Annotated in this window: 6 protein-coding genes; 3 read left to right on the top strand and 3 right to left on the bottom strand. The window is 54.2% G+C overall.

Annotated features, from left to right (window positions below):
- Positions 1-24 precede the first annotated feature (24 nt).
- Complete coding sequence (locus LOC67_RS00145) at positions 25-915, top strand: diacylglycerol/lipid kinase family protein (RefSeq protein ID WP_230260255.1); 891 nt, start codon at positions 25-27, stop codon at positions 913-915.
- Complete coding sequence (locus LOC67_RS00140) at positions 912-1,811, top strand: diacylglycerol/lipid kinase family protein (RefSeq protein WP_230260253.1); 900 nt, start codon at positions 912-914, stop codon at positions 1,809-1,811. The genes LOC67_RS00145 and LOC67_RS00140 overlap by 4 nt, the downstream gene beginning before the upstream one ends.
- Here the strand turns inward: LOC67_RS00140 and LOC67_RS00135 are convergent.
- From LOC67_RS00135 to LOC67_RS00125, 3 genes are all read right to left on the bottom strand, one after another.
- The gene (locus tag LOC67_RS00135; protein ID WP_230260252.1) at positions 1,758-2,849 is read right to left on the bottom strand and encodes a YheT family hydrolase; all 1,092 of its coding nucleotides are present in this window, start codon (positions 2,847-2,849) and stop codon (positions 1,758-1,760) included. The genes LOC67_RS00140 and LOC67_RS00135 overlap by 54 nt on opposite strands.
- Positions 2,850-3,258: 409 nt before the next feature.
- Positions 3,259-6,243, bottom strand: a complete 2,985-nt coding sequence (locus LOC67_RS00130; protein WP_230260251.1) for a sulfatase-like hydrolase/transferase — start codon at positions 6,241-6,243, stop codon at positions 3,259-3,261.
- Positions 6,244-6,508: 265 nt separating this feature from the next.
- Positions 6,509-6,724 (bottom strand): hypothetical protein, encoded by a 216-nt coding sequence (locus tag LOC67_RS00125; protein ID WP_230260250.1) that lies wholly within the window; start codon positions 6,722-6,724, stop codon positions 6,509-6,511.
- A 740-nt stretch (positions 6,725-7,464) separates the two neighbouring features.
- On the opposite strand from LOC67_RS00125, the gene LOC67_RS00120 reads away from it, so the two are divergent.
- Positions 7,465-21,435 carry a cadherin-like domain-containing protein gene (locus tag LOC67_RS00120; RefSeq protein ID WP_230260249.1) on the top strand — a complete coding sequence of 4,657 codons (13,971 nt, stop codon included), beginning with the start codon at positions 7,465-7,467 and terminating at the stop codon, positions 21,433-21,435.
- Positions 21,436-21,744 lie beyond the last annotated feature (309 nt).

Genomic DNA, 21,744 nt, shown 5'->3' with positions numbered 1-21,744 from the left:
GAAACACGTTCGCCGATTTTCGCAGTGATCAATCCACGTTCGGGATGTGGCTCTGGAGCTGAGATCGAATCCAAGCTCCGTCAAGCCGCTTCCGAGCGAGGCATCGAATTATCAATTCAGCAGATTGACAACGATGCTGAAGAACGGATCCAAAATGCCGTTGATCAAGGTGCGAAAACGATCATTGCTGTTGGCGGAGACGGTACGATTTCAAATGCGGCCAGTGCTTGTGCGACCATCCATTGTGCGGGCCACGATATCGACTTCGGAATCGTGCCAGCCGGCACTGCAAACCTGATTGCGAAAGCACTCGGCATTCCAGAACAATGTGACGCGGCGGTCGATTTGATCTTCGGGCAACATAGCCAAGTTCACATCGATGCGATGAGTCTTCAGTCTCAGCTTGCGTTTTCGCACGTGTCAATGGGCACGTATTCGAAGATCGCCGTGAATGAAGATTCCAAATTGAAACGGCGGATTGGCAAGCTTGCTTACGTCGTCCGAGCCTTTCGTGAAATCGCATCAGGTCCCCGTTGGCGTTTTGACATCGTTGCTGATGGGATCCACTATCAACGGCGTGCATCATTAGTCATGGTTGCCAACATAAGCCCGGTTGGCATCGCAGGTATGGTCTGGGGACAACACATCCTGCCGAACGATGGCGTGATCGACATCTGTGTCATTTCGGCCAAAAGTTTGCGAGAACACGCTTCCCTCGTATTCCATGCATTGACCGGTCGAACACGGCAAAGCGACCAGATCGAATATTTGACCGCTTCGAGCTCAGTGAAAGTCAGTGCAAATAGGACACTCCCTGTTCGGGCTGATGGTGAAATCCTTCCTACAGAGATGATCGACCTTCAAGTTTCTTGCTCAACATTATCAGTCATCGTGCCCGCAACCGGAATCAAATGAGCCATCAACGATCCATCCTTTTGATGATCAATCGTCAAGCTGGCCGAGCGGAGGCAAGCCAAATCATTGAACGAGCCACACAGCGGTTTGCATACGACGAAGTAGCCTTGGAAATTTTCTCGTGGGATCGAAGTGAAGCCGATCGCATTGAGCCGCGATTGACACAAGCGATTGCCCAAGGCACCGACACGGTTATCGCCGCAGGTGGTGACGGGACGGTCTCACGAATCGCGCAGCAGTTGATTGGCACCGATGTACGTTTAGGCGTGGTCCCTTTAGGAACGGCGAACCTGATCGCCCGAGAACTTGAACTGCCAATCGATGTTGAAGACTCCATCGAAATTATCGCTGGGGCTTCAACGGTGCGGCAAATCGATGGGATGAAATGCATCGACAGAACGTTCTTTTCCCACGTCAGTATGGGCACCTATTCACGACTCGCCGAACTGGCGACTCCGGCACAGAAGGCGAGGTTTGGAAAGGCGGTCTATCTGTGGCACGGGATCCGCGAAATTGTCAAACGCCAGCAATGGAGCTTTGACATCGAAATTGACGGCAACAAGATGCAGCGAGATGCCTCGTTGGTCATCGTTGCTAACATCGGTGCTTTCGGTATTGGTGATCTAACTTGGGGAAAGCACATTGCGATTGATGATCAATCTGTCGATGTCTGTGTCGTCAAAGCCATCACGCCAGCGGACTATAGCCGTTTAACAGTGAATTTGGTCTCTCAGCGGCTTCATCGGTCAAAGTATGTGGAGTACTTCCAGGCGAGGCAGTCTGTCAAAGTGATGTCGCAGACGCCGATCCCTGTTCGCGGTGATGGCAACCGAATCGACGCATCAATGATTGACTTGCAAATCCTCCCGCAAGCGGTCACCGTTTTCGTTCGCTAAAGGCAGCGGTGACTTTTCTGATTGGCGTGCTACGATGCCGATACAACGTTCGTGCCAGCGTGCCGAATCGCCTTTGCCGTGAAAGCCAACGTGCCCACCATCATCAACGATCACTGGATTCAAATTGGGGTAGTTATTCCAATCAAAGTTTTCGTAGCTGTCGCTGGGGACAACCGGGTCTGATTTGGCATAGATCAGATAGGTTTTTACATCGATCTCCGAAAGCACAGGGGCGGCGGAATTCTCCGAGTAATATTGCTCGACAGAATCGAAGCCACAGTGTTTCGATGTGAACTCTTTGTCAAAGTCCCAAACAGACCCAACCGCCCGTACCGCTTCACGTTCTTGCTGCGTCAGACAGGAGTTCTCACGTAGCACTTCACTTTTCATCTTTGACAGCAGGTACCGTTGGATCGGACGGCGACTGACACGCAGCAACTCTTTTGATGTCGCTTGCAGATTCAGTGGAGCCGAGACGGTGACAGCGGCTGAGATCGGAACATTCTGAGGCTGCTGCGCGAGGAAACGTAGCAACACACTTCCGCCAAGCGAAAAGCCCACCAGAAGCACTCCATTGTTCAGTTCGTCAGCGTATTTTGGGTCATTCTGAACAGCATCAAAAACCGCGCTGACGTCCTCGCTGCGGCCAGGGTGATGAATCGACTCGCAACGTTCCGCCGAATTCCCTGCACCACGAAAGTTCAAACGCAAAACGCGGTGGCCTTCTGACAACAAGGTCTTCGCACACGATCGGATGTACGAGCTTTGCGAAGTTCCCCCCAAGCCATGAAGCAGGACGATTAGAGGCCAAGGATGACTGGGCCCTTCAGGCGGAGAAAGCAAGTCGGCCGTTAACACATCGCCACTGTCATCGTTCGTTGGCAAACGCAGTGACTTGGACCGAAACTTACCAAGATCATGTTCTTGAATACGGAACAGCCGACTCCGGCCTGTCTGAAGAAAGCCACCCAGCCAGGGCGGACGCGGCTTGAACTTAGGAAAGATAGAAGGCCAAGTCTCTTTTGGATCGGTCGTCATTTTGAATGGTGTTCATTCGAAGGGTCGCTTGCACATCTTTATGGCTTTTACGATGTGCAAACCTTGTTCCGAAGAACCCCCATTCGTATGCGTACCAGCCCCATCAGCCGCACCGCGTTAGCGGCGGTTTCTGTACGGACAACCGGGGCTAACGCCCATCGGCTAATCCAAAAAATAAAGTGAATTGGCCCCTATGAGCCGCAGCGCGTTAGCGGCGGTTTCTGCATGAGCAACCGGGGCTAACGCCCATCGGCTAATCCGGAAATCCCGTAGGATTAGCCCCCATGAGCCGTACCGCGCTAGCGGCGGTTCTCGCACGGACAACCGGTGCTAACGCCCAATCGGCTCATCCTAAAACCAAAGCCATCTGCCGCTGGCGACTCTGCGCATCGACCTTTCGACGCCGAGACTATTTGACAGCGAAATCAGAAAACACCGCTTCGGTATTCACAACTCGCAAACCGACGGTACCGGTCTTGTAGGTCTTATCAGCATGCGAGATTTTCTCTGTACCGTTATGCAGAACATCGATCTGCGTCCCGTTCATGCGAACCGTCAGCTCCTGTTGGTTCGCTGGATCGATCTCCGTTGTCGCCCGCTTCAATTCTTTCCAGCTCGATCCATCCATCTTGCCGAGGATGACGAGCTGTGTTTGCGGAATCAATCCGGCAAAGTAGCCTCGTTGCGCGTCGTAGCCGACCGAGGGTGCCGTACATCGGAAAAGCAATCCCGCATCGCGAGCTTTGTCATTTCCTAGAAAGTCGATCGACACAGATGCTTCGAAGTCGTTTGGAACTGGGTGATTCAGAACAACCTTTTCACCGCTTCGATAGTCATTGATTGGAGCTTCCGGGACCTGGCCCAATCGAATCGTGTCGGAGTCTGCCTGAAAAAATTGGTGATGTCCAAAGTACGTATAGTCGTCGGTCTTTTTGGAAGCCTGTGGTTGAGGATCACCTGACGGCAAATCCAAGATTGTTCCCGGCATGACAGGTTGGCCTAGAACCGGGAAGCCTTTCGGCCCGACTTTCATCGGTTGAACATAGATCACGCGTCTCCATCCGGGATTTCGATCACGCTTCGCATGAAAGACGTGCCACCATTGTTTCCCATCAAGCGATTGAACGAAACACGAATGCCCGACGCCATAGGTCGCCTCCGTGCTTTTGAAAACAGGCTTGGGACGTTTCTTCCACGATGCCGGATCCAATGGGTTGTCTCCAACCAATTCAAGCATTCCCAGCTTGTAGGTCGGCAACCATGAAGCACCACAGGAGTAAAGGATCGCGGTTCGACCGTTCGCTTGAAATACCTCAGGGCCTTCGTTCAGCCCACGCGATTCCTTGTTCTCTTCGGTGCGTTCCCAAACATAGTCGGCGTTGTCACACAACAGCACCCTTGGACCTTCTAACTCAGTTGGCGATTTCATCGCGGAGATATACAGGTACTGTTGGTCAGTTCCAGGTGCGTCCCATCCCGACCAGATCGCATAGCGTTTGCCAGCGTGTTCCAAGACCGTCATGTCAATCGCCCAGATGTTGGGTGAATTCCGGTCATCGCCATCGCCGGTCGCCATCGGACCAAACAGTTCGTATTCACCGACAGGATCGTCGGTCTTGGAACGCAGAACAAACGCTTTGTGATTGGCGTTGTCTCCGTCATCGGCCGCGAAATAGACGTGCCAGTGGCCATCGAGATAATGCAACTCCGGCGCCCAGATCTCTTTGGAATGGTCGCCCGATTCGGGAGCGGTCCAGACAATGTGCTTCTTCCCAAATGAAGTCAACGAATCACTGGTGTGAATCGCGATCCCTTGATTGCCTTCGGAGAAACACCACAAGTAGCGAGGATGATTCGGATCGCGAACAACCCAAGGGTCCGCTCCCTCTCCGATCGGATTAGCAAACTGATGAGGTGGCAAGGCTCCCAACGTTTCAGGCCCTTCCCAATCCGGGTCACCGGCATCCTTGGGCAAAGTGTCGTTCCACTTCATCAACTCGTCATGAAGGCGTTCGGCAATCTCTTCGTGCTGTTCGATCACATTGTTCGCCTCGCTCATGTCAGAACTGAGGTCATACAGTTGTGGATCACTATCGTCGTAGTTGACCAAGTATTTCCAGCGTCCATCTCGAACAGCCAAGTCGGGATTGTCTTCTCCATCGGCACCGGCGCGATCGGGCGGACGTCGCCAGAAGATTGGCTCTTTACGACTTTCAGATTTTTGCCCCAGCAAGGTTGTCGACAAATTCTCACCGTCGAGTTCAACGTCGGGCAGAGTCGCGCCGGCTAGCTCGTACAGCGATCGATTGATATCTAATGCGCACAAAATCGAAGTTTCATTCGTCGTTCCGGCAACACCTTCCTTCAAAAGCCCCGGTCCCCAGACGATCAATGGAGACCTGATGCCACCTTCGTAAAGCCAAGTTTTCGCACCTCGAAGTGGATCCGAAGAACCCGCTCCACTTTCATGGCCATTGTCACTCATCACCAAGATCAACGTGTTGTCACGGAGCTTTGGATCATTTCGCACGCGATCGAACAAGACCGCCAGTTGCTGATCCATTGCGTCCAGCACCGCGTAGTAAAGCTCTCGCTTGCTCTCGTTCGTTTTGTCCCGCAGTACTTTCGGCGGGAAGAAAGGCGAATGCACATCGTCAGGCCAAACGTTGACAAAGAATGGCTTTTCAGATTCCTGTGCTTCATCGATGAACTTCAACGCGTGATCAACAAATTCAGCGGTGATCACCGAACGATCCTTCCACATGATGGGACCGCGACCAAGGTTGCCGGAGCCCAGATCATGTTTCCGGACAGGCTTTCCGTTGTAGGCGTCTTTCAATGGCAAAACGCGAGGCCCCAGACCTTCGAAATTGGTCAAGCTGGCATCGAATCCGTACTCAGTGATTAAAGGTGCTTCGCCGACATCGCGTTGGCCACCCATGTGCCACTTCCCGAAGTGGCCCGTCGCATAACCTGCATCATTCAATTGCCGTGCAAGCATCGGTGCATCCAGATCCAACCACTGAACCATTCCGCGTGATTGATTCAATTGGCGGTGGGCCAAGTACGAACTGATCCGATGACGGTGCGGATACTGCCCCGTGCTAAGGGCGACGCGTGACGGCGAACAGATTGGCGAGTTCACATAGAAGTTTGTGAATCGCAGGCCTTCAGATGCTAAGCGATCGATGTTTTCGGTCGTCGTGCGTTTGCCACCAAAGCACGACAAGTCCGACCAACCCATGTCGTCGATAAACACGGTGATAATGTTGGGACGTTTTGCGGACTCGCTTTTCGATGCGGAGGATTGTGCAACGGCGACGTTGGTCGAAAGCGAACCGACTAGCAGCAAGAGAACCGCAGCTGACTGAAGCGCGGCACGGCAGGTCATCATAGATGTGCTCGTGAATTCTGAAGGTCAAAGCTACCGCGTGAACTATAGCGCGGGACTATAGCTCGGGGAATCGCGATAGATGGCAGGAAGGTAAGCCCGTTAGCATATCTGAAATCTTTCGCAGTTGTATTCGGCGAAATCGATTCAGATCGGGAACATACAGAATCCGGCTTAGATCCCTTGCCAAGAACAAGAGATCTTTATTCAGTCAGAGCGACAGAGTCGCCAACGCAATTCGGCGATTGGCAGGGAAGAGACAACGCGACTAGTAAGTCACATTTTCGCCGTGGATATCAACATCGACTCGGCGGTCGATCTCTTCGGCAGCGTTCTTTGTCGTTTCGACCATTTCAGACGTGTCTTGCCGTACGTTTGCAGAATCAATTCGCACCGTCGGATCGCCGTTGGAATCATCGTATTTCAACCAGCCGATCAAAAACAATGCAGCCACAACTAGGACTGCGATCAGTAATCCACGCATCTCGGCACCTCTAATTTGAAGAGAAAACTTGCAGCGTCAAACAGCTATTCGTTGACTCCGCTGTGAGACACTCAACACCGTAGCCTTGGTTGCAAATCATGGGCCAACGAACCTTGGAAACCGCTCAGCGAAAGGCGTTGGACAAACGCGAACCCTGCGCCTCGATGCTTACCGAATCCCAACTCGCTGGTTCCAAGTGGTCAGGGACCAAGCGCATAGGTGCCATCTGACCGTCCAGAACTGGATCCAAACCTGCTTTCCCCCCGCTAAAAGCCTGCGTCGCAACACCCCATTGAACGTTGAAGTCGCGCGTATCGGACCGGAATCATGCGGACTTCATTGGGCTTTTACCGCTGGTGATGCTGTCGATCGACCGACACAACCCCACCAAGCTCGGTAACCACCCCAACACCACCTGTCTGAACGCCCTCAAGCAACATGTTGAAGGATCGGGGGTAAGGCCCCACGCTTTTTGCTGACATAGAGTTGCACACGTGTTCTAGGCTCTGCCAGAAAACTTGAAGCGAACCAATGCGGGGGAAGCAGTCCATCGTACGGGCCCATTCTGACAATCAGCGTCATTCTGAGAGTCAGCTGCTGCCCACTCTGCAAAACACGTTTGATGAAACCGTTTTCTGGCATGGCTTGGGTCTAGCGACAGACGCTAGCCACATTTTCCGCCGACCTGGTCGCGGAACTACCACTTGACTTGCAACCTGTAAATCATCGTGTCTACGAAAATGCCAAACCGTGTCTTTGACTTTTATCAGCTCGAAGACCGTATCCTGCTCAGCGCTGACGGATTCCACCAAGGCGAAGGAGATGCGAGCGGCGATTTGGCCTACTTCGATCATTTGCTCGAAGGCTTTTCCTTCGACGTCGACGAAACGGTACCGACTCCGACTGGCGAATTAACCGAAACGGATCAACCGATCATCGTTGACGAAGGACACAACGATCTGATTGCAGACGGCCAAGCCAGCTATGACGAAACCAGTGCGACCGCGTTAGAAGTTGTCATCATTGATGCGGGAGTCGAAAACGCCGATGAACTGCTAGCAGGTCTGCGCGATCAATCGGGTCAGGACACACAGTGGGTCGTTGTCCGTCTTTCCGCAGATAGCGACGGGATCGACCAGATCACTCAATCGTTGACGGACCTTCGTGGCGTCGATGCGATCCACATCCTTAGCCACGGTGACGGCAGTGGAATCCAGCTAGGCAATTCTCGGTTGGATTCTCAATCGATCCAGGGCTATGCCGGCGAACTGGTCCAGTGGCGGAACGCTTTGGACGTCGATGCGGACATGTTGGTCTACGGCTGTGACTTGGCGTCAACCGATCAAGGTCGATTGCTTGTTGATTCGATCGCCGCGTTGTGCCAGTGCGATATCGCTGCAAGCGACGACGCGACTGGGCATGCCTCGCTGGGCGGTGACTGGGACTTGGAATACATCGTCGGTGACATCCAAACGGAAGTCGTCGTTGGGGTGTCCGCACAATCGAACTGGTACGACACTCTCGCCACCATCACCGTAACCACCTTTGCCGATGAACTCGATGGAACGACGACCGATATCAGTTCCCTGAACGCCACACCGGGCGGCACTGGGATCTCTTTGCGTGAAGCGATCATCGCAGCCAACAACACCGCTGGTGCCGATACCATCATCCTCGGCGAAGGGACCTACGTGCTGGACATCACCGGCCAATACGACAATGCCGGTTCAACAGGTGACTTGGACATCACCAGTGACATCACGATCGTTGGGCTCGGCGCGACAGGCACCACGATCGATGCCTCTTCGCTTTCCGACCGAATCTTTCATGTTCAAGGTGGTGGAATCCTTGATATCAGTTCTTTGACACTGACTGGAGCTTCGTCTGGAACCGAGACTGGCGCCGGGATCTACGTCGAAGGAACCCTTAGCGCGAGCGACTTAGTCGTTGCCAACAACACCGTCGGTAACACGACCGGGGGTGGTATCTCGTCCAGTGGTACCACAACGCTAGAACGCGTCGCAATCATCAACAATAATTCTTCCACCAGCGGTGCAGGACTTTACGTCAGCGCCGGAACGACGACGCTGAACAATGTCACCGTCAGCGGCAACCAAGCGACTTACGATGGTGCCGGGATTTATGCGGTCAACGGTGGCACTGTTGTCAACATCACGCACTCCACAATCGCGGCAAATGATTCAGCCAGCGGAAATGGTGGCGGCCTTAATTCACCTGACGCGACCATCAATGTTTCGTATTCCATCTTCGGAGACAACACGTCACAGTTTGGCGGCAACGATGTCAACGCCACCATCGTTAGCGGCGGCTACAACATCATCGAACACAACCTCGGGTTTAGTGGAACCGTCGGTAGTGACACGTTAGGAAGCGATGCTGGCTTATCAGCTTTATCTGCCTACGAAGAGACATTTCTACACACTTTTACCCCGACAAGCATTGCGTACAACGCTGCCACGGGTTCAGCCGAGACGGTTGACCAGACCGGCGGAAGTCGAGATGCGAATGTTGATATCGGTGCCTACGAATACGTCCCCGGTCCCGAAGATCTGCAAACAACATCAACAACCGGTGGCGGCCTGCTGATTAACAGTGATGGCGGCAACGACACCTACTTGATTGCTGATGATGGAGCCGCGATCTTTGGCGGACGAACCGCATTCACCTTCGAGACTCAGTTTTCGACCACTGATCTTGTCAACGATACGACCCTACTTTCGTATGCGACACCGTCTCATTTCAACGAATTGCTTTTGATCTTTGATGGTGGGGGTGTCTCGATTCATATCGGCGATGTCTCACGTCACTTGAGTGCTGTTGACTACGACCTTTATCGCGACGGCAATCAACACCAGTTTTCGTGGACGTGGGATAACACCGCAGGCAACTGGGCGATTTATGTCGACGGGGATTTGATCGAAAGCGGTACAGGCCTCCAAACCGGTTACACCCTCGGATCAGGCTCGCTGGTGTTCGGCCAAGAACAGGACAGCGTCGGCGGTTCTTTCCTCCAGACGCAGATTTTCAAGGGCACACTCCACAACACACGCGTCTTTTCCGACGTTCGCACCGCTACCGAAATCAAGGCGTCGTACGCTTCCGATCTGCCATCGAACGAATCCGGGATGGTCGCCCAATGGAAGTTTGACAATTTATCCGTCGACGGAGTTGTTACCGAATCGGTCAGCGGAAACAACTTAACGCTGCAGCACGTTGCTGGCTTTACCGCCAGTGTTGCCGACTTGACATTCACGGTCGCCGAGGATGCCGTTGACGGTACTGTCGTCGGATCTGTTGGTGGCATTGACCCACAACGCGACTCTTTGATCGCGACCCTGCTGGCAGCCGATCCGGATTTGGTCTACAGCGCCGAAACTGGAAAATTCTACAAAGCGATTACCACCAACACGGACTGGGCAACTGCCGAAACGAATGCAATGGCAGCCACCCTGAACGGCGTTGGCGGACAACTCGCAACGGTCCAAAACGCGGCGGAACAAGAAGTCCTCTTTGGGATAGCCAGTTCCGTTTCCAAAGAACTATTTCTTGGCGGAACCGATGCCACATCCGAAGGCGCTTGGCGATGGCGTCAGAACGGAACCAATTCGGACTTTTTCTGGTCCGGCGGAACAAACGGTACCCCAGTCGATGGTGCCTATCAAAATTGGATTTCCGGCAGCCAACCTGACGACAGCGGTGGAGTACAAGACTATCTAGTGATCCGTCCCAACGGACAATGGGATGACGAAGCCAACGACGGCGGTTCTGACAATGGTTACATCATCGAATGGGATGCCGACACAGTTCTCGATGTGGCCCAGCCGTTGACATATACCCTGTTATCACAAACGGTGGCCGGGGCATTCGCCATCAATAGCGATAGCGGACAGATCACGGTAGCCGATGGAACGTTGTTGGACTTTGAAACCAATTCGTCGCAAACGCTCTCGATTCGTGTCACCGATATCGACGGAAACTCACGTACCGAATCGTTCAACGTCTCGCTTACCGATGTCGCCGAATCGAGCAACGGTCCGACAGACCTATCCGGTGGCACCGAGTTGAATATCGATGGCGGCAATGACGCCTACTTTATCGCTGCCGATGGTGGATCGATCTTCGGCGGTTTGACCGAGTTCACTTTCGAGTCGACTTTTTCGATTCAGGATCAAAACACCTCTCCAACGCTGCTTTCTTACTATAGCGGTAACGATACGGTCAATTTGGGTTTCAATGCGACCGACAATCTCGTACTGCAAGTCAACGGCGCGAGTGTTACCACAGCAAACACGTACTCAGGTGTCCTTAACGGTGATGCTCATCACCTGGCAATTAGCTGGGACAACACCAACGGTGACGTACAGCTTTATATCGATGGCCAATACGCCGAAACGTTGACTGGACTTCAGGCGGGATACACCATCGCTGGTGGCGGCGAGTTGGTGATTGGGAACGACCAGGATGGCGTCAATTCTGGATACAGCACTGACCAGGCATTCCATGGAACTTTTTATGACGTTCGACTCTGGAATGACATCCGTACCGAAGCAGAAATCTCACTCAACTATCAGCAAAAGCTAGACCTTAGCCCCGCCGAAGCGAGCACCATCGGATTGCTTGCCAATTGGCAGATGGAATTGAACGGGTCGAATCAGATCATCGACATCGTCAGCGAAGGCACGACCAACAACCGACTTTCGGTCGGGCATGCCAGTGGCGGTGGCTTCAGCACCAGCACACCAACGACGGGACTGCACATTGCCGAAGACAGTGTGAATGGTGCGACGGTGGGCTATGTCACCCCGTCGCAACCGGATACAGATTCCGACGTGATCGCAGATGGACTGTTCCTTGAATCCTTGCCAAGCGGCGATCAATTTGGAGTCACTGGGTCGTTCGGAGACTGGACGGTCACCTCAGGAAGCGTCGATGTCTTCGCATCATCGAGCTGGCAATCACTAAATGGCGGAAGGTTGGTCAACTTGGATGGCGGATCACCTGGATCCATCGAACAGACATTGACCACATCGGTCGGTCAGCAATACCAAGTGATCTTTAGCTTGACAGGCGATTTTTCCGGTGGTGACGCGGTCAAAGATTTGCGTGTCAGTGCCGACGGTCAGATCCAGGACTACACCGTTGCTCAATCAAGCAACTGGAGCTGGGGTGAGACGAATGCGTTAGAAACGCGCAGCTTTACATTCACTGCCGATTCGACAAGTACCGATCTGGCTTTTGCATCTCTCGAAGATCCCAGCAGCCAATACGGCCCATACATCGGCGACATACGCGTCATCGCGATCCCCAATGCGGTGACCGCGATTCTGAATGCGGATTCGACATTGCGGTACGATGCTTCGACGGACAAGTTCTATCGCTATGTGACGACTCCTACCCAAGCATCTGCGGCCATCGCCAACGCCGTTGCTGCCGAAGTCAACGGTGTCAGCGGCCGCTTGGTCACCATTCGTTCGGCTTACGAAAACCATCTGATTCACGAAATGGTCACCAGCGACATCTGGATTGGTGCATCCGATCAGACGACTGAAGGTGACTGGCGTTGGCTCGATGGCTCGGCAGATGGAGACGCATTTTGGAGCGGGAACGGCAGCGGCAGCAACGTTGACGGACGATACTACAATTGGGAAGGCGGAGAGCCCAACGACCAGTCTGGCGAAGACTATGCCGAGCTTCATTACTCGACGGGTCGTTGGAACGACCTGCCAGATAACGGTTCGTACAATCAACACTATGTGATCGAATGGGACGCAAGTGAAGTCCTTTCGGGTTACTCGTTCACGCTTACCGATGATGCTGGCGGTCGATTCGCGATTGATTCTGGAAGTGGCCAAATCACCGTTGCCGATGCGACCTTGCTGGACTACGAGACCACGCCATCGCATTCCATCACCGTTCAAGTCGCTGACGCCTACGGCAACACTTACGACGAGACTTTCTCTATCACGGTGGATGACGGAGTCGACGCCCGATTCACGATTCCGATCGGCCAATCCGTCGACGAAGACAACTCACTGACGTTTTCCAGCGGTGGCGGAAACGCGATCGTTCTCGAAGACGGTTCCACTCAGAATCCGACCGTCACGACAACTTTGTCCGTCAATCAGGGCAATCTAACCCTGGGTTCGACAACAGGCCTGAAGTTCTTGTCCGGTACGAGCAACGGCCAAAGCACGTTGACTTTTTCTGGAACCCAGTCAGACATCAATGCGGCACTCGAAGGTCTGCAGTATTCACCCACTGCTAACTACAACGGCAGCGATACGTTGACCGTTTCGACTGGGACCACAAGTGCGACGGACACCAACCTTTACGCTCGCTATGAATTCATGGATGGGGTTTACACCGACCAAAGTGGAAATGGTCTGGACGGAACTGGCAACTCCGATCCAGCAGTAACTCTCGATGCGACACGTGGTGACGTGATCGTTTTGGATTCAAATGATTCAATCACCGTTAGCAGTGGCACGGCTAGCCTTGCCGACGAAGTGACAATCTCCGCTTGGGTCAACCTTGATGCGGCTCAACAGGACGCAGTCTTCTTGTCCGTTGGCGATGCCTTTTATGTCTCACTGGATACTTCGTCACCCGGTGGCGGAATTAGCCTGACCGCGGATAGCTTCACAACCAATACCAGCAATCCGGCGCATCAAATTGCCGGAACGGGATGGCATCATATCGCGGCAACTTTTGATGACGTCGCCAACGAAATCAACTTATATCTGGACGGAACGTTGATCGCCAATGTTTCAGCCAGTGTGGACATCGATTGGGCTACCGCAATTTCTCAGGACCTCACCATCGGCAGCCTATCCGATGGGTCGATGTCCTTCGTCGGAAGCCTGGATGACGTACGAGTCTACGACGCCATTTTGACGGAATCCGAAGTCGCCGCCGTGATGGGTGATCAGGGACCCGATACAGAAGTGGTGAATATCACTGTCAATGCGATCAATGATGATCCGACCAACGCGGGCAGCTTGCCAAGCGACATCCTTGTGACCATCGACACCACGAGCAACATCAACCTTTCGTCTGTTGACTTCAGTGATGTTGATGCGGCCAGTGGAAATATCACGGTGACGTTGACCACCAGCACCGGCGGACAGCTTTCGGCATCATCCGGCGGCGGTGTGACCGTTGGCGGAAGCGCAAGCGCGATGACATTCACAGGAACGATTACGGACCTGAATACATTTTTCGATACGCCAACCAATATCCAGTACATCCACGGGACCCCCGGAACAACCGGTGACAATGCAGATACGATCAGCGTCACGATTAACGACGGCGGGAATACCGGCAGCGGAGGCGGCGGCGATGTTTCATTGGGAACGGTCAATATCGACATCAGCCCACCAAACCAAGCACCCGTTCTGTTTCCTTATGGACCGGTTTACAACACGGCCGAGGATGCCGGTTCGCTAACCGCGTCAGTCGCCATGGTGCTGTCCTCCAGCATGTCGGACCCCGATCCGGGCGCGGTCGAAGGGATTGCGTTGTACGGATTCACCGGCAGTGGCGGCACACTGGAATACAGCCTCGACGGTTCGAACTGGTTCACCGTCACCACGGTCTCACCCACCGGTGCTCTACTGCTGCGTGACACGGACCTTTTTCGGTTCACTCCATCGACCGAAAATGGAGGCACACTTCAGCTTGACTATCGCGGTTGGGATCAAACCTCTGGCACCGCTGGAACCTATGTGGATTCGTCGGTCAATGGAGGATCTTCGGCATTCAGTTCGGCGTCGGATCAAGTCAACGTCAACATCACAAGCGTCAACGATGCCCCTGTGCTGGATAGCTCTGGCAGTATGACACTGACGTCGATCACCGAAGACGACACCAACAACGCTGGTGACTCCATCGCGTCGATCATCAGTTCCGCCGGTGGTGACCGGATCACCGATGTCGATAACGGAGCTGTCGAAGGCATCGCAATCACGTCGCTCAACAGCGGCAATGGAACTTGGCAGTACTCGACCAACGGAGGTTCCACTTGGACCGACGTCGGGGCCGTTGCCAATAACTCCGCACTGCTGCTGCGAAGCACCGACCTGGTGCGATTCCAACCCGATGGTGACAACGGAACCTCGGCGGACTTCACCTTCCGGGCGTGGGACCAAACTAGCGGAGCCGCTGGATCGAAAGTCGACACCTCCACGAACGGTGGTACCTCCGCTTTCAGCTCCGCAACCGAGTCTGCCGCGATCACCGTTACCGCCATCAACGATGATCCCACCAACGCCGGAAGCTTGCCTTCGGATATCTCTGTCACCGAAGACCAAGCAAGCAACGTTGACCTCTCGGCAATCAACCTCAGCGATGTGGATGCGGGAGCAAGTTCGATCACCGTCACTTTGTCGACTTCGACCGGAGGACAACTCTCGGTAAGCTCCGGGGGTGGAGTCACCGTGGGTGGTAGCGCGAGCGCGATGACGTTGACTGGAACCGTTTCGGATCTCAACACTTTCCTGGATACCGCAAGCAACATCCAGTACCAGCACGCCACGGCAAACCTGAACGGTAACGATGCCGATCAAATCGCCGTCGTTGTCAACGACAATGGGAATACCGGTACCGGTGGCGGAGGAGACATCAGCCTCGGAACTGTCAACGTGGACATCACCGCGGTCAACGACGAGCAGGTGCTTTCTACAAATACCGGAGCAACCTTCACCGAAGCTTCCACGGGGAACACCATCACGACCGCGATGCTGGAAACCACGGATGTTGACAATGCGACCAACCAACTGACCTACACCGTCAGTACCACGCCGTCCAACGGAACGGTTTATCGAAACGGTGTTGCGCTCTCAGCTACCGATACTTTTACACAGGCGGACATCGACGCAAACCTGATCACCTACAGCCACGACGGAAGCCAAACCAGTTCGGATGCGTTCAACTTCACGGTCGATGATGGCGCCGGCTCCAACACCGCCGGAACGTTCAATATCACCATCAGTGCGGTGAATGACGCGCCGGTGACGGCGGCGATCGAAGGCACGCCGCTGGCCTATACCGAGAACCAAGCCGCGACGGCGATTACGTCGACGCTTGCGTTAACCGACGTTGACGACGCCAACTTGGAATCGGCGGTGGTTCAAATCACCGGTAACTACGCCAACGGACAGGACGTTTTGTCCTTCGTCAATCAAAACGGAATCACGGGATCGTGGGATGCGGCAACAGGAACATTGACCCTGACAGGAACGGCAACGGTAGCCGACTACCAGACCGCGCTGCGGAGTGTCGCCTACAGCAACACCAGTGATGCGCCAAACACCAGTCAAAGGACCGTGTCGTTCACGGTGAATGACGGGGACGTCAACTCGAACACTCAGACTCGGGCGATCGATGTCACAGCGGCTAACGATGCACCGGTGCTGGATAACACCGGCAGCATGACGCTAACGACGATCACCGAAGACGACACCAACAACGCTGGTGACTCCATCGCGTCGATCATCAGTTCCGCCGGTGGTGACCGGATCACCGATGTCGATAACGGAGCTGTCGAAGGCATCGCCATCACTTCGCTCAACAGCGGAAACGGAACTTGGCAGTACTCGACCAACGGAGGTTCCTCTTGGACCGACGTCGGGGCCGTCGCAAATAACTCTGCACTGCTGCTGCGAAGCACCGACCTGGTGCGATTCCAACCCGATGGTGACAACGGAACCTCCGCAGACTTCACCTTCCGGGCGTGGGACCAAACTAGCGGAGCCGCTGGATCGAAAGTCGACACCTCCACCAACGGTGGTACCTCAGCTTTCAGCTCCGCAACCGAGTCTGCCGCGATCACCGTCACCGCCATCAACGATGATCCCACCAACGCCGGAAGCTTGCCGTCGGATATCTCAGTCACCGAAGACCAAGCAAGCAACGTTGACCTCTCGGCAATCAACCTCAGCGATGTGGATGCGGGAGCAAGTTCGATCACCGTCACTTTGTCGACTTCGACCGGAGGACAACTCTCGGCAAGCTCCGGGGGTGGAGTCACCGTGGGTGGGAGCGCGAGCGCGATGACGTTGACTGGAACCGTTTCGGATCTCAACACTTTCCTGGATACCGCAAGCAACATCCAGTACCAGCACACCACGGCAAACCTGAACGGTAACGATGCCGATCAAATCGCCGTCGTCGTCAACGACAATGGGAATACCGGAACCGGTGGCGGAGGAGACATCAGCCTCGGAACGGTCAACGTGGACATCACCGCGGTCAATGACGAGCAGGTGCTTTCTACAAACACCGGAGCAACCTTCACCGAAGCTTCCACGGGGAACACCATCACGACCGCGATGCTGGAAACCACGGATGTTGACAACGCGACCAACCAACTGACCTACACCGTTAGCACCACGCCGTCTAACGGAACGGTTTACCGAAACGGTGTTGCGCTCTCAGCTACCGATACTTTTACCCAGGCGGACATCGACGCAAACCTGATCACCTACAGCCACGACGGAAGCCAAACCAGTTCGGATGCGTTCAACTTCACGGTCGATGATGGCGCCGGTTCCAACACCGCCGGAACGTTCAATATCACCATCAGTGCGGTGAATGACGCGCCGGTGACGGCGTCGATCGAAGGAACACCGCTGGCCTATACCGAGAACCAAGCCGCGACGGCGATCACATCGACGCTTGCGTTAACCGACGTTGACGACGCCAACTTGGAATCGGCGGTGGTGCAAATCACCGGTAACTACGCCAATGGACAGGACGTTTTGTCCTTCGTCAATCAAAACGGAATCACGGGATCGTGGGATTCGGCGACAGGAACATTGACGCTGACAGGAACGGCAACGGTAGCCGACTACCAGACCGCGCTGCGAAGTGTCGCCTACAGCAACACCAGCGATGCGCCGAACACCAGTCAAAGGACCGTGTCGTTCACGGTGAATGACGGAGACGTCAACTCGAATACTCAGACTCGGGCGATCGATGTCACAGCGGTCAACGATGCACCGGTGCTGACAACCTTTGCCCCTACCTACAACACATCTGAAGACGCGGCACCATTAACAACCACGGTGTCTGCTCTTCTTGGGTCTTACCTAAGCGATCCAGATGCGGGAGCGGTTGAAGGCATCGCTGTCTTTGGGTTCAGCGGCAGTGGCGGAACGATCGAATACAGCCTGGACGGCAGCAATTGGGTCGCACTGCCATCGGTCTCTCCATCATCGGCACTGCTTCTACGCGACACCGATTTCGTCCGGTTCATTCCGGCGACAGACAATGGCGGAACACTGCTGTTCGACTATCGCGGCTGGGACCAAACGACAGGTTCAGCGGGATCACAAGTTGATGCAACAACCACGGGTGGAACGACCGCATTCAGTGCAGTTTCGGACCAAGTCACCGTCAATGTCGCGAGCGTCAACGACGAAGAGGTTTTGTCAACCAATACGGGATCCACCGTGGCTGAGGGATCGACCGGCAATATCATCACGAACACTCAATTGCAAACGACGGATGTCGATAACACCACAAGCCAATTGACCTACACCGTCGACTCGGCGCCCGGCAACGGGACCCTGTATCGAAATGGAGTCGCGCTGTCAGCAAGCGATACCTTCACGCAGGCCGATATCGATTCGAATCTGATCACCTATAACCACGACGGAAGCCAAACCAGTTCGGATTCATTCAGCTTTACCGTGGATGACGGAACCGGAACGACCACCAGTAGTTCGTTTAGCTGGTCGATTACCAATGTGAATGATGCTCCGGTGGCTTCCGCAATCGAAGGCACCGCGCTGACATACACCGAGAATGCTGGCGCGCTACAAATCTCGTCAACCTTGTCGCTAGCCGATGTCGATGACACCCAATTAGAATCGGCAGTGATTCAGATTTCGGGCAACTACGTCAACGGCGAAGACACGCTGGCGTTTACCAACCAAAACGGTATCACCGGGTCTTGGGACTCCGCAACCGGAACCTTAACACTTAGCGGCACGGCGACAGTTGCAGATTACCAGGCCGCTCTTCGAAGCGTTACCTATAGCAACGGTAGCGATAACCCGTCTGCACTTAGTCGTACGGTAACATTCACCATCAACGACGGAGACGTCGACTCGAATAGCCAAAGTCGAAACATTTCGATTTCCGCCGTTAACGATGATCCGACCAATGCCGGGTCTCTTCCGAGCGACGTCAACGTGACCGAAGACGTTGCCGGCGCTATCGATTTATCAGCGATCGACTTGAACGACATCGATGCGAATTCAGGAAACTTAACCGTCACCTTGTCGACATCCACCGGAGGAAATCTTACGGCATCCAATGGCGGCGGAGTTGTCGTCGGAGGTAGTGGTAGCGGTTCGATCACCTTGACTGGAACGCTTTCCGATCTGAACACCTATTTGAACACTCCTTCCAACGTTCAGTACCTACACGCGACGACGAACACCTTCGGCAACGATGCCGACACCATCACGGTCACGGTCAATGATGGCGGAAATACAGGATCTGGTGGCGGCGGCAACATCAATCTGGGAACCGTCAACGTCGACATTGCTGGTGTCAATGACGAACAAGTCCTCGCCACCAACTCCACACCGACATTCGGTGAAGCTTCGACGGGAAACACGATCACGAACGCGATGCTGGAAACCACGGACGTTGACCACGCCAGCTCTCAATTGACCTACAGCGTCGACTCGGCGCCAACCAACGGAACCATTTTCCGCAGCGGTGTTGCCCTTTCGGCAACCGACACGTTTACTCAAGCCGATATTGATGCGGGGTTGATCACCTACGATCATGATGGCAGCCAGACCGTATCCGATGCGTTTAGTTTCACTGTCGATGACGGGACGGGTACGACAACCAGCGCGACCTTCAACATCACAATCGCCGCAGTGAATGACCCGCCGGTGACCTCCTCGATCGAAGGAGCGTCGCTGGGGTACACCGAAAACGACGGCGCGGTGTCGATTACATCGTCGCTGACGTTGTCCGATGTGGATGACACAAACTTGGAATCGGCAACGGTCCAAATCAGTGCGAACTACGTCAACGGCCAAGATGTTCTGTCATTCACAAACCAAAACGGCATCACCGGTTCTTGGGATGCTGCGACCGGAACGTTGACACTTTCTGGAACGGCAAGCGTTGCCGACTACCAAACCGCACTGCGAAGTGTGACTTACGAAAACACCAGTGAAGCCCCGAGCACCGGGACGCGAACGGTCTCGTTCACGATTAACGACGGTGAACTGGACTCCAATACCCAGTCTCGATCAATCACAATCGCATCGATCAACGACGATCCGGGTAATAGCGGTGGTTTGCCAAGCGATGTAACGACGATCGAGGACATCAACAGTGCGATCGATCTATCCGCAATCAACTTGACGGATTTGGACGCCGGCACCAGCGATCTGACAGTGACGCTGTCGACCTCCACCGGTGGACTGCTCTCCGCATCAGGAGGCTCCGGTGTGATTGTCACTGGCAGTGGATCAAACACTTTGACACTGACCGGGAACTTGACTGACCTGAACACGTTTTTGGATGCCAGCAGCAACATTCAGTACCTACACGGCACTCCGAACCTGAACGGCAATGATGCCGACACGATCGACGTTGTTGTCAATGACAATGGAAACTCGGGAACCGGTGGCGGAACTGATATTCAACTCGGAACCGTCAATGTTGATATCACGAGTGTCAATGACGCACCTGTCGCAACCGGTGAGTCGTTCGATTTGCGTACTCCCGATTCAGATCTTTCGATCGCCTCATCGGGTCTCGTATTCAATGACACGGACCTCGACGGCGATACCTTGTCAGTCGTACTGGTTTCGTCGCCAACCAATGGAACTCTGACACTGCAGCCGGGTGGCGTTCTGCTATACACGCCGAATTCAGGCTTTGGTGGAATCGATACGTTCCTATACCGTGTCACCGATGGGTCACTAGAAAGCAATACGGTTTCAGTCAGTATCAATGTTCAATTGGCAGCACCGTACGTTGCTCCGACATCAACCACTGACACAAACGACACCTCCACCGACGATTCCAACACGGATACCCAATCGGAAGAGACTCAAACCGAAGACACAACCGAACCAGACAATTCCAATACCGAAGAATCGAACACCGAATCAGAAACTCAAAACTCTGAAACGACGCCAACGGCGACAGCCCCAGGAGAGGTCGCAGGCCCCAACGGCCCGGTTCCGGTTGTCGGCCAGCAAAACGATTCAGGTGATGACGAAAACGATGCTTCGGGCGAAAAGAAGGAAGCAATCGAACGAGAACGGATCGAGCGTCTTGCCAGTTCTTACCGGTCATCGCGGACAATCATCAGTGCTGACGGTGTCTTTTCACCAGAGCTGGCTCAACTCGATCGATTGCTGCGTGAGGACATGCAGCAAGCGATCATATGGAGCCAGTGGGACAATCGGGAACAGTTCCACGACAAGTCGACATCGTCGGTTTCCTATGTCGGCTACGCCGGTGCCAGCATCGGAATGTTCTCGGTCGGCTACGTCATGTGGGCGCTGCGTGGTGGTGCCATGGTCGGTGTCTTTGCCTCGGCCCTTCCCGCGTGGCGATTCATCGATCCGATTGCGATGTTGTCAGCCTATCGAGATTTCAAAGACAGCACCGAAGATGGTCTGGAATCGTTGATTCGCACCCGACGCTAGTGCTTCGTTCCGACTCGATTTTAGGATTCACCGCATGGCGTTAACCACGGTTTGAGTGCAATAACCGGTTAACGCCCGTCGGCTGATGACCCGAACCCGTATTTTCATATCGAACGAAGCACTAGGCAGAACTTGCTGACTGCCGAAGCAACAAAATCATTTGAGTCACGATCACTCGGTGAATCCAAACCATTCACCGAGTTTTTCTTTGTCGTGATCTGCATCCGCTACACCTTATCGCCGTCGATGACGATGAAAGCGATATAATCGCGGCTTCGCTTTTACGGTTCGTTCTTTTACCGGAGCATT

The organism is Stieleria sp. JC731, assembly GCF_020966635.1.
In the GTDB taxonomy this organism is placed as follows: domain Bacteria; phylum Planctomycetota; class Planctomycetia; order Pirellulales; family Pirellulaceae; genus Stieleria.
Note: the sequence above shows the minus strand (reverse complement) of the source record. Positions and strands in the feature narration are given on the sequence as shown.

Coding starts and splice junctions, on each gene's coding strand:
- LOC67_RS00140 (WP_230260253.1), top strand. CDS start 912: ATGAGCCATCAACGATCCATCCTTTTGATGATCAATCGTCAAGCTGGC.
- LOC67_RS00135 (WP_230260252.1), bottom strand. CDS start 2,849: ATGACGACCGATCCAAAAGAGACTTGGCCTTCTATCTTTCCTAAGTTC.
- LOC67_RS00130 (WP_230260251.1), bottom strand. CDS start 6,243: ATGATGACCTGCCGTGCCGCGCTTCAGTCAGCTGCGGTTCTCTTGCTG.
- LOC67_RS00125 (WP_230260250.1), bottom strand. CDS start 6,724: ATGCGTGGATTACTGATCGCAGTCCTAGTTGTGGCTGCATTGTTTTTG.
- LOC67_RS00120 (WP_230260249.1), top strand. CDS start 7,465: ATGCCAAACCGTGTCTTTGACTTTTATCAGCTCGAAGACCGTATCCTG.